Here is a 10,215-nt window from a genome sequence, read left to right on the forward strand (position 1 = left end):
TGTGTATAATTTAGGTATTAACTTTACTGGAGATAATTATCATGATGCCAAGCTTGCCCCAACTCCTCATATTAGTTGCTGTTGTTGTTTTGTTATTTGGAACAAAAAAATTACGTACATTAGGCTCCGATCTTGGCACATCAATTAAAGGCTTCAAAAAAGCGATGGATGATGATGACGGCAACGACCAAAAAGAGCACAACAATTTACAAAAAGTCGAGAATATTGACTCATCAGATACTAACAATACAGATACTAGTAATAGCAAAAAAGAGTAACCCGTGTTCGACATCAGCTTTGGTCAGTTACTATTAGTGTTAATTATTGGTCTGGTGGTTTTAGGGCCAGAAAGGTTACCCATTGCCATAAAAACAGTTGTAGGATGGATAAAAGTACTCCGCCGAATGTCTGCTACTGTACAGTTAGAATTAAATAAAGAACTCAAACTGCAAGAGTTACAAGAAAGTCTAAAAAAGGCTGAACAAAGTGGTTTAACAACACTTACGCCAGAGATTCAAGAATCAATTGATGATTTAAAGCGCGTAACAGAATCATTACAAAACGAGATCGACTCTGTAACGCAGATCGATTCTCAAACTCACTCAGATAAAAATAAATCATGACCGACGACGCTACACAACCATTAATAGGACATCTTGTTGAACTTAGAGCACGGCTTCTGCGTTCAATTATCTGTATTTTGCTAGTATTAGTTTGCTTACTCTATTTTTCCAATGATATTTATCATATCGTGGCAAATCCGCTTATCAGCCAATTACCTCAAGGTAGTAGCATGATAGCAACAGATATTGCAGCACCATTTTTTACCCCAATTAAGCTAACTGCGGTGGTGGCAATATTTATCTCAATTCCTTACATACTGTATCAAGTTTGGGGATTTATCGCACCAGCGCTATATCAACATGAAAAACGTCTAGTAATGCCGTTAATTGTATCAAGCACAATTCTCTTTTATCTTGGTATCGCATTTGCTTACTTTGTGGTGTTTCCACTAGCATTTTACTTTTTTATTCACACTGCACCTATTGATGTAGCTATCAATACAGATATTACAAAATACCTTGATTTTGTAATGACACTCTTTATTGTTTTTGGATTTGCTTTCGAAGTGCCAGTTGCCATTATACTACTTTGTTGGACAGGAATAACTACACCTAATAGTCTACGAAAAAAGCGCCCTTATATTATTGTAGGGGTATTTGCTATCGCAATGTTTGTTACACCGCCTGATGTATTTTCACAAATATTATTAGCTGTACCTATCTGTTTACTATTTGAAATTGGCACTTTTTTTGCCCGTTTTTATCAACCACGAAAAAACGACAAAACAGAAGATGACGGCAGTTATGAATCTGATAAAGATAGTTAACAGATAAAAGATGAATTAACTGAATAATTAAGGATAACAAGTCATAATGAATACATCATTACCTGATTTTAATTGTGCCAATGTATTAGTTGTAGGCGATATTATGTTAGATCGCTATTGGTATGGAGGAACTAATCGGATATCCCCCGAAGCGCCAGTACCTGTAGTTAAAATTGACTCTTTAGAAGAGCGACCAGGTGGTGCGGCTAATGTTGCTATGAATATTACATCGCTTTGTGGTAACGCGCGACTAATCGGACTAACAGGTATTGATGAACCAGCTAAAATTCTTGATGAACAGCTAAGTAACCACAAAGTTCAATGTGATTTTGTCTCTGTTTCAACACACCCAACTATAACTAAACTACGAGTCTTATCACGCAATCAACAATTGATCCGTATTGATTTTGAAGAAGGATTTGGCAATATTGATGCAACTCCTATTCTTGAGCGTATTCAAACAGCATTGGCGACGCATAAAGTATTGGTTCTGTCGGACTATGCTAAAGGTGCATTATCAGCAGTTCAAGCAATGATTAAGCTTGCTAATCAAGCAAATGTACCAATTCTAGTTGATCCTAAAGGGACTGATTTTGAACGTTACCGTGGTGCAACAATCTTAACCCCTAATATGTCAGAGTTTGAAGCGGTAGTTGGTCATTGTCAAAGTGAAGATGAAATCATAGAAAAAGGCCACCAACTGATTAAACAGTACCAGCTAAAAGCGCTATTGGTTACACGAAGTGAAAAAGGCATGACATTGCTTCAATTAGATAAACCAACTTATCATCTACCGACTCAAGCTAAAGAAGTATTTGATGTCACAGGTGCTGGCGATACTGTAATTGCCACATTAGCCGCAGCTTTAGCCGCAGGGCAATCTTTAGAGGAAAGCTGTTTCTTAGCCAATGCTGCAGCGGGTGTTGTTGTTGGTAAACTTGGCACTTCAACAGTATCGCAAGTAGAGTTAAGTAATGCCATTCGAGCACGTGCTGATGACGGTTTTGGTGTAATGACAGAAGAAGAACTCAAAGAAGAAGTTCAAAAAGCACGGATGCGTGGTGAAAAAATTGTCATGACCAATGGTTGTTTTGATATTTTACATGCTGGGCATGTCTCTTATCTTGCTAATGCGCGTAAACTTGGTGATCGTTTAATAGTTGCGGTGAACAGCGATGCTTCGGTTAAGCAGTTAAAAGGTGAATCAAGACCAATAAACCCGCTTATGCAACGAATGATTGTATTAGGTGCACTTGATTCAGTTGATTGGGTCGTGCCATTTGAGGAAGAAACACCACAACGATTAATAGCCACTATTTTACCCGATGTATTAGTTAAAGGTGGCGATTATAAACCTGAAGATATCGCAGGCGGTAAAGAAGTTATTGCTGCTGGTGGAACTGTTAAAGTGCTCAATTTTGAAGATGGATGTTCAACAACCAACATTATTAACGCAATAAAAAGAACGCTAAGCTAAATAATCACAAATAAAATCGGCTACTTTGAAATAAGTAGCCGATTGGCTTTTCAACTCTTAATAACCTTAGTTAATCCTTGTTTAAGATAAAAATCAGTAAAAAAAATTAATACACTTTAATCAATCGTTAATAACTATTGTTAAATTTCAAAATTAATACTTTTTTTATTGTGATCTTTATGCAAAGCTAATAAGCAAATAACGAAAAAGAGTATTAAGGATATTTTATGACCAAACAGTATGATTACATTGCCATTGGTGGTGGTAGTGGAGGGATAGCATCAATTAATCGAGCTGCGTCCTATGGAAAAAAATGTGCCATTATTGAAGCCAAATTATTAGGTGGAACCTGTGTTAATGTTGGTTGTGTACCCAAAAAAGTAATGTGGTATGGCGCTCAAATTGCAGAAGCTATTAAACATTATGGTCCCGATTACGGTTTTGATACCACTATTAATCAATTCAATTGGGATAAATTAATTGCTAGTCGAACTGCTTATATTGATCGCATTCATCAGTCTTATGATCGGGTTCTTACTAATAACAAAGTTGATGTCATTCATGGCTATGCAAAATTTGTTGACTCTCATACCGTTGAGGTAAATGGCGAGCACTATAGTGCTGATCATATTTTAATTGCTGTTGGCGGAAAACCAAGCATTCCCAATATTCCAGGTGCGCAATATGGCATTACTTCAGATGGCTTTTTTACTCTAAAAGCCTTACCAAAACGTGTGGCAGTTGTTGGCGCAGGTTATATTGCTTGCGAAATAGCAAGCGTATTACACGCTTTGGGCGCACAAACACATCAATTTGTTCGCAATGCTACACCACTACGATCTTTTGATCCGCTTATTATTGAAACCTTAATGGAAGTTATTGCTACTGAAGGGCAACAATTACATACTTTTGCTGTTCCAAAATCGGTAATTAAAAATAGTGATAATTCACTAACATTAAACCTCGAAAATGGCGAAAGTTACACAGTTGATTGTTTAATTTGGGCGATTGGACGTGATCCAGCAACAAATGACATGAATTTACAGGCGGCAGGAATTGCGGTTGATAATAAAGGTTTTGTTATCGTCGACAAATACCAAAACACCAATGTCCCGGGCATCTATTCTGTCGGTGATGATATTACAGGCGCTATAGCGCTAACACCTGTTGCTGTTGCCGCAGGGCGTCGCTTATCAGAAAGGTTATTTAACAATAAACCTGATGAACATTTAGATTACAGTAATATTCCGACCGTCGTATTTACTCATCCTGCAATTGGTACAGTAGGATTGACTGAACCAGAAGCAATACAGCAGTATGGTGAAGAAAACGTAAAAGTGTATAAATCAACATTTACAGCAATGTACACCGCAGTAACACAGCATCGACAACCTTGTCGAATGAAATTAGTATGCGTGGGGAAAGATGAAAAAATTGTTGGTATTCATGGTATTGGTTACGGAATGGACGAAATGTTACAAGGCTTTGCAGTAGCGCTTAAAATGGGAGCAACTAAAAAAGACTTTGATAATACGGTGGCTATCCACCCAACTGCTGCCGAAGAGTTTGTTACTATGCGTTAAAAACAACCGATATTAGTAATAAAAAAGCAGGCTATTAGTCCTGCTTTTTTATTAATATTTTTATAATTAATGTTTTTATTATTTAGGCTTTTATCGATTAATGATTTTCCTCACTTTGCCAGCCATTTTTAGCTAAAGGAAAGAAACCGACCCCAACCGCAATTAACGCCACAAAAGAGATGTAAATACCAGCACCAAGATAACTATATTGACCTAATAAATGTTCAGGGCTTAATAGATAAATGGTTAATGTTGGTGTAAATGCACTAAATAACGCATAGGCTAAATTATACGAAAATGACAAACCCGAATAACGAATCGCAGGAGGGAAAGCTCTTGTACCAACTATTGCTGTCATTGCAACAGAACCAATAAATAGCCCAAATACAGCCCAAAGCGAATAAAGTTTAGTTAAGGACATATCTGGCGACAAAGAGCTATAAAATACAATGCTCATAATAGCAAGCCCGCCCCAGTTAATTAGCATTGTTTTGGTTGTACCTATTTTATCTTCTAACCAACCAAAAATAACGCAACCGATAGTCAAAGTTAGTGCAGCAATACAACCACCAATACGCCAATCAAGATTAGCAAAATGGTACATGCCACCTACAATACGACCCGGTGTAATCAAAATACCCACCATAATTGCCGTCGATAATGACCAAGTCAAAATAGCTACAATTAAGCAAGCTGTTTTATGTTTTTGAAGCACGGTAACGACAGGAATATTCTTTTCAATTGCTTTGCGTGCTGCTAACTCTTTAAAGATAGGTGTTTCAGATAAAAATCGACGTAAATAAACCGAAATAACGCCAAAAATACCACCAATAATAAACGGAATACGCCAAGCATAATCTAAAATATTTACGGTGGTAAAACAAAGATCAATAATGATAGTCACAATAAAGCCAAGTAAAATACCGCCAGTAATACCTGAAGTTAACGTACCGATACCTAAACCATAACGTTGCTTTGGCACATGCTCAGCAATGAACACCCAAGCTCCTGGCATTTCACCACCAATAGCAGCACCTTGAAGCATACGCATCACTAATAATAACAGAGGTGCAAAAATACCAATTACTTCATAAGTTGGTAAAACACCAATGATAAATGTAGGTAATGCCATCATAGCCACGCTTAAGGTAAACATTCGCTTACGTCCCACTTTATCACCAAAGTGCGCCATAATTATGCCACCAACAGGACGAACCAAATAACCAGCAGCAAAAATACCCCATGCAAATAAATCTAACGTTAATGGCGATAAAAAATGCGGTAAAAATAGTGGTTTTACAATGGTATCGATGTAAAGCGCATAAATAACAAAATCATAAAATTCTAATGTACCACCCAAAGAGGACAAAACTAACGTTTTAAAATCCTGCCGATTTAATGGTCGAGCACTAGGCTGCCATTCCGCGTTGATTACAGACTGACTCATGGAAAAACCTTATTATTAAATTAAGTTAGAAAATAAAAAATCTATCTTTTATTGATTTAAGTTAAAAACGTGAGATTCATTCTGCCACAAAAAAAAGGCTTTTTTTTCATCATAAAAAAATTTAATGTATGTAACAAAACTACTTATTTGATTTATAATTTAACTAATCGAAGCTTAAAAAATATAAATCATGATAAAGCATAATCAATAATGGATAAATTAGATAAAATTTGATGACAAATAACAACAAAGTACGCTGTAGTTGGGTTTTGGATGACCCAATATACATTCATTACCACGATAACGAATGGGGCAACCCCCAATATGATAGCCTTAAACTATTTGAAAAAATTTGCCTTGAAGGGCAACAAGCGGGATTATCGTGGATCACTGTTCTAAAAAAACGCGATGAATATCGACGTTGCTTTTTTAATTTCGACCCACACAAAATTATTCAGCTAACGCCTGAAAATATTGAACATCTTTTAAAAAATAAAGGACTAATTCGTAATCGTTTAAAGCTAAATAGCATTGTAAAAAATGCTCATGCTTATTTAAACATGCAAAAAAGTGGTGAAGATTTCTCGCAATTTATCTGGTCGTTTGTTGATAATAAACCAATTATTAACCATTTTAACGATAAAAGCGAAGTCCCCGTAAGTACTGATATATCAGAAAAAATGTCAAAAGCGCTAAAAAACAAAGGTTTTACATTTGTTGGTTCTACCATCTGTTATGCTTTTATGCAGTCCATGGGATTAGTTAACGATCATTTTGAAAATTGTTATAAAAAATAAAGGAAAAAATGGATGATAGTAAAATCAATAAAGTATGGTATAGCCTTAATATTAGCCTATTTCATTATTGCTAACATTGCGATTTATATTTCTTCGATGCAAAAACCAATAAAAAATGCCGATACCTTGGTCATATTGGGAGCCCAAGTGATTAACACACCAGCCATAGCTTCTTCAACCTTAGCCGAGCGTTTAAATATTGCCATAAATTATTTACAAAATAACCCACAAACCAAAGTTGTTGTTTGTGGCGGACAGGGAAAAAACGAATCTGCAACTGAAGCTAGTGTAATGGCCCAATATTTAATTGAAAAAGGGATCGATGCTAATCGAATTTATCAAGAAGACAAATCAACCCGAACAGCCCAACAATTTATCTATGCAAATCGTATATTACCTTTAGGCAAAACGGTTGTGGTAACCAATGATTTTCATTTATTGCGATCGCTAATGCTAGCTAAACGTTCAGGAATTAACGAAGTATCAGGCTTAGCCGCGCCATTAGATTTGACTAAAAGAGATAAATATATCGCATTAATAAGAGAACCCCTAGCACTAGCAAATTCTTGGTTATTCGACCATCCAAGCGATAGTAACCCCCCTGAAAACCAATTACCAAGTCAACCATCTAACTAAAATCATCGGCACATTACGGCAAAAGCAAGGGTAACTACTGTTTTTGCCGTGCGTCCATGATATCATTAACTATTAAAATTTAAATCAGTTACAGATAAATATGAAATCAGACACAATTGTTGCACAAGCAACACCACCAGGTCGTGGTGGCGTAGGTATATTGCGCATTTCTGGACCCCAAGCCCAAGCCGTGGCTCAGGCAGTATTAGGACAAATACCCAAACCAAGGTATGCGCATTATCTTCCTTTTTTAGCTACTGATGGTTCAATCTTAGATGAAGGTATTGCGCTGTTTTTCCCAAATCCACACTCTTTTACAGGCGAAGATGTCCTTGAATTACAAGGGCACGGTGGTCCAGTTATTTTGGATCTACTTTTAAAGCGTATATTAGAACTTCCTAACATCCGCATTGCAAAGCCGGGAGAGTTTTCAGAGCGTGCATTTTTAAATGACAAGCTAGATCTGGCCCAAGCCGAAGCTATTGCTGATTTGATTGATGCTAGCTCAGAACAAGCGGCAAAATCGGCAATATCATCTTTGCAAGGAGTATTTTCTAAAAAAGTGAATGCATTGGTTGAATCCTTAATTCATTTACGCATATTCACCGAGGCAGCAATCGACTTTCCTGAAGAAGAAATTGACTTTTTATCTGACGGCAAAATAGAAGCACAGCTTAACCAAGTCATAACTGGTTTAAGCGAAGTTCGCCAAGAAGCTAAACAAGGATCATTGTTACGAGAGGGCATGAAAGTAGTCATAGCAGGGCGTCCTAATGCAGGAAAATCAAGCTTACTTAATGCGTTAGCTGGGCGTGAAGCTGCCATTGTGACCGATATCGCAGGCACCACGCGTGATGTACTGCGTGAACATATCCATATTGATGGCATGCCACTACACATTATTGATACCGCAGGTTTACGAGAAGCTAGTGACGAAGTGGAACGAATTGGTATAGAACGTGCTTGGCAAGAAATTGAGCAAGCTGATCGTGTATTATTCATGGTTGACAGCACAACCACAACAGAAACCAACCCAGAAAAGCTATGGCCTGAATTTATTGAACGCTTACCTAAAAATATGCCAGTAACCGTAATTCGTAATAAAGCCGATTTAACAGGCGAAAAGCTAGGATACAGTGAAGTAAATGGCTACTCACTGATTCAGCTTTCAGCTCGAACGGGGGAAGGCATTTCACTATTACGCAATCACCTAAAACAAACAATGGGCTTTACCAGTAGCACAGAAGGTGGATTTTTAGCACGTCGCCGCCACCTTCAAGCACTTGAAAAGGCAGCCGAGCACTTAAATAATGGTAAACACCAACTAGTCACCTTCCATGCTGGTGAATTGCTCGCTGAAGAGCTAAGATTAGCGCAAGAATCCTTAAGCGAAATCACAGGAGAATTTACTTCTGATGATTTATTAGGCCGTATATTCAGTTCGTTTTGTATTGGTAAATAGGTCAAACTTTAATTCTACGTTAAATAAAGTCTATAAAGCAGAACATTGCCTAGTTGTTGGTATATTCCAATATCAAAATGTGCTGACAACTAAGAAAATCAGCATCTCAAGTAAGAATTTTTTATTATGAATAAACTAAAGCTGGCATGTAATACTTAAATGCATTTAAATAGACTTTAAACAAAATATAAAATTCCCAAAGATACTTTATAGCGAATTAATTTCACTAAAACAAAAAATCAAATAAAATCAATGGTCTACCTGAGCGATTTTTAGAGCAAAAAAACATGCTTATAGCACCACAATATTAATATGCTTGCCTTATCACAGCATCAAAATATGCCGATAACGAAGTAAAGTTAGCACACCAAACTGAGCTGTTGGGCGTGTTTGTGTTTTAGATGTTATCAGCAATATTAATCATTCCGTAAAAGTCAAAAAGTCCTAAAGATAACACCGTATTTTAATTATAAAATTAACTTATCACTAAAGCCGAATCGTTTTTATCTTTACATTTCTTTACAAAAAAGTCCGCCAAAAAACTAGCCAACTATTTTTTAAATAGCTATACTTTTACCGCTATAGGAAAACAAGCTTATTAAATAAGCGAATAGTTATAAAAATTTAAATAAAAAAGTATTACTTAGCACAAGGAATGTGATATGCAGTATCATTTTGGCACAAGGCACAAGGCACAAGGCACAAGGCACAAGGCACAAGGCACAAGGCACAAGGCACAAGGCACAAGGCACAAGGCACAAGGCACAAGGCACAAGGCACAAGGCACAAGGCACAAGGCCTGGCAAACCTATGTCTTAAATTTATTAAATAATTCTATTCGACGAGTTTTTGCACGAAACTTATTTATATCTTCGAAATTATCTCTCAACTTATTATCGAAATTGTCCCGAAAAAGCTTATTGGTGTTGGGGCTGTTATTATTGTCATCTTTATGGAATGTACAGGCGAATGGTAAAAAATATCGAGCGGATAATCGTAGTGATGCAATAATGCTACCGTCGGCAGTTATCAATTATGCAAGGCCGAATCTAGAACGGGGGGTTGGGATATATGCAGGCCCAGCTGACATATGGAATCTTAAGAAGGGCTTTTTAGTTCAATCTATCAATCCTGAATCATACAATCAAAATTTCCCGACCACAGGTGCGCATAATTTATATTTTGATTTACTCATAACAGGAATAGAACCAGAAGAATTGACATGGGAACCCGTTACTTTGGGGGGAATTACTGCAACAGTGACAAATGTTGTAGCTAAGGATTGGTGGCTTCCTTATGAAGATTGGGGAGTTGTAGCCCGTGTTAAGTTAACAGGTCCAGAGGCAAGAACTCAAAGGAATAATCCTAAACCTAGTCAAATAGCTAAGCCACAGTTACCGCAGACGTTTGAGTTAGTGGGTAG

Annotated in this window: 9 protein-coding genes and 1 pseudogene; 9 read left to right on the forward strand and 1 reads right to left on the reverse strand. The window is 37.0% G+C overall.

What is annotated here, in order from left to right; genetic code table 11:
* Positions 1–44: 44 nt before the first annotated feature.
* The 5 genes and pseudogenes from tatA (at position 45) to gorA (ending at position 4,450) form a co-directional block, all read left to right on the forward strand.
* Complete coding sequence (gene tatA, locus A9G25_RS00535; protein WP_065625297.1) at positions 45–278, forward strand: twin-arginine translocase TatA/TatE family subunit; 234 nt, start codon at positions 45–47, stop codon at positions 276–278.
* A 3-nt stretch (positions 279–281) separates the two neighbouring features.
* Positions 282–560: pseudogene (gene tatB / locus A9G25_RS00540) on the forward strand (Sec-independent protein translocase protein TatB); the annotation flags it as partial.
* Positions 561–619: 59 nt separating this feature from the next.
* Positions 620–1,390, forward strand: a complete 771-nt coding sequence (gene tatC, locus A9G25_RS00545; RefSeq protein WP_065625288.1) for a twin-arginine translocase subunit TatC — start codon at positions 620–622, stop codon at positions 1,388–1,390.
* A 46-nt stretch (positions 1,391–1,436) separates the two neighbouring features.
* Entirely contained in the window at positions 1,437–2,867 is a 1,431-nt protein-coding gene (hldE, locus tag A9G25_RS00550) for a bifunctional D-glycero-beta-D-manno-heptose-7-phosphate kinase/D-glycero-beta-D-manno-heptose 1-phosphate adenylyltransferase HldE (RefSeq protein ID WP_065625289.1), read from the forward strand.
* Positions 2,868–3,094: 227 nt separating this feature from the next.
* Complete coding sequence (gene gorA, locus A9G25_RS00555; protein WP_065625290.1) at positions 3,095–4,450, forward strand: glutathione-disulfide reductase; 1,356 nt, start codon at positions 3,095–3,097, stop codon at positions 4,448–4,450.
* 97 nt (positions 4,451–4,547) lie between these two features.
* Here the strand turns inward: gorA and A9G25_RS00560 are convergent, their stop codons facing one another.
* Positions 4,548–5,897: an MFS transporter gene (locus A9G25_RS00560; protein WP_065625291.1), complete on the reverse strand. Its 1,350-nt coding sequence runs from the start codon at positions 5,895–5,897 to the stop codon at positions 4,548–4,550.
* A 233-nt stretch (positions 5,898–6,130) separates the two neighbouring features.
* Here A9G25_RS00560 and A9G25_RS00565 point away from each other — a divergent pair, with 233 nt between their 5' ends.
* From A9G25_RS00565 to A9G25_RS12485, 4 genes are all read left to right on the forward strand, one after another.
* On the forward strand, positions 6,131–6,694 hold the full coding sequence (locus tag A9G25_RS00565) for a DNA-3-methyladenine glycosylase I (RefSeq protein ID WP_065625292.1): 564 nt from the start codon (positions 6,131–6,133) through the stop codon (positions 6,692–6,694).
* A gap of 12 nt (positions 6,695–6,706) precedes the next feature.
* Positions 6,707–7,330 carry a YdcF family protein gene (locus A9G25_RS00570; protein ID WP_065625293.1) on the forward strand — a complete coding sequence of 208 codons (624 nt, stop codon included), beginning with the start codon at positions 6,707–6,709 and terminating at the stop codon, positions 7,328–7,330.
* 100 nt (positions 7,331–7,430) lie between these two features.
* Positions 7,431–8,792 carry a tRNA uridine-5-carboxymethylaminomethyl(34) synthesis GTPase MnmE gene (gene mnmE, locus A9G25_RS00575; protein ID WP_065625294.1) on the forward strand — a complete coding sequence of 454 codons (1,362 nt, stop codon included), beginning with the start codon at positions 7,431–7,433 and terminating at the stop codon, positions 8,790–8,792.
* A 662-nt stretch (positions 8,793–9,454) separates the two neighbouring features.
* On the forward strand, positions 9,455–10,215 hold a 761-nt coding region (locus tag A9G25_RS12485; protein ID WP_141674947.1), incomplete at its 3' end, for a hypothetical protein.

The organism is Gilliamella sp. Bif1-4, from assembly GCF_001690535.1.
Classification (GTDB): domain Bacteria; phylum Pseudomonadota; class Gammaproteobacteria; order Enterobacterales; family Orbaceae; genus Gilliamella; species Gilliamella bombi.

Coding starts and splice junctions, on each gene's coding strand:
- tatA (WP_065625297.1), top strand. CDS start 45: ATGCCAAGCTTGCCCCAACTCCTCATATTAGTTGCTGTTGTTGTTTTG.
- A9G25_RS00570 (WP_065625293.1), top strand. CDS start 6,707: ATGATAGTAAAATCAATAAAGTATGGTATAGCCTTAATATTAGCCTAT.
- A9G25_RS00560 (WP_065625291.1), bottom strand. CDS start 5,897: ATGAGTCAGTCTGTAATCAACGCGGAATGGCAGCCTAGTGCTCGACCA.
- gorA (WP_065625290.1), top strand. CDS start 3,095: ATGACCAAACAGTATGATTACATTGCCATTGGTGGTGGTAGTGGAGGG.
- hldE (WP_065625289.1), top strand. CDS start 1,437: ATGAATACATCATTACCTGATTTTAATTGTGCCAATGTATTAGTTGTA.
- mnmE (WP_065625294.1), top strand. CDS start 7,431: ATGAAATCAGACACAATTGTTGCACAAGCAACACCACCAGGTCGTGGT.
- A9G25_RS00565 (WP_065625292.1), top strand. CDS start 6,131: ATGACAAATAACAACAAAGTACGCTGTAGTTGGGTTTTGGATGACCCA.
- tatC (WP_065625288.1), top strand. CDS start 620: ATGACCGACGACGCTACACAACCATTAATAGGACATCTTGTTGAACTT.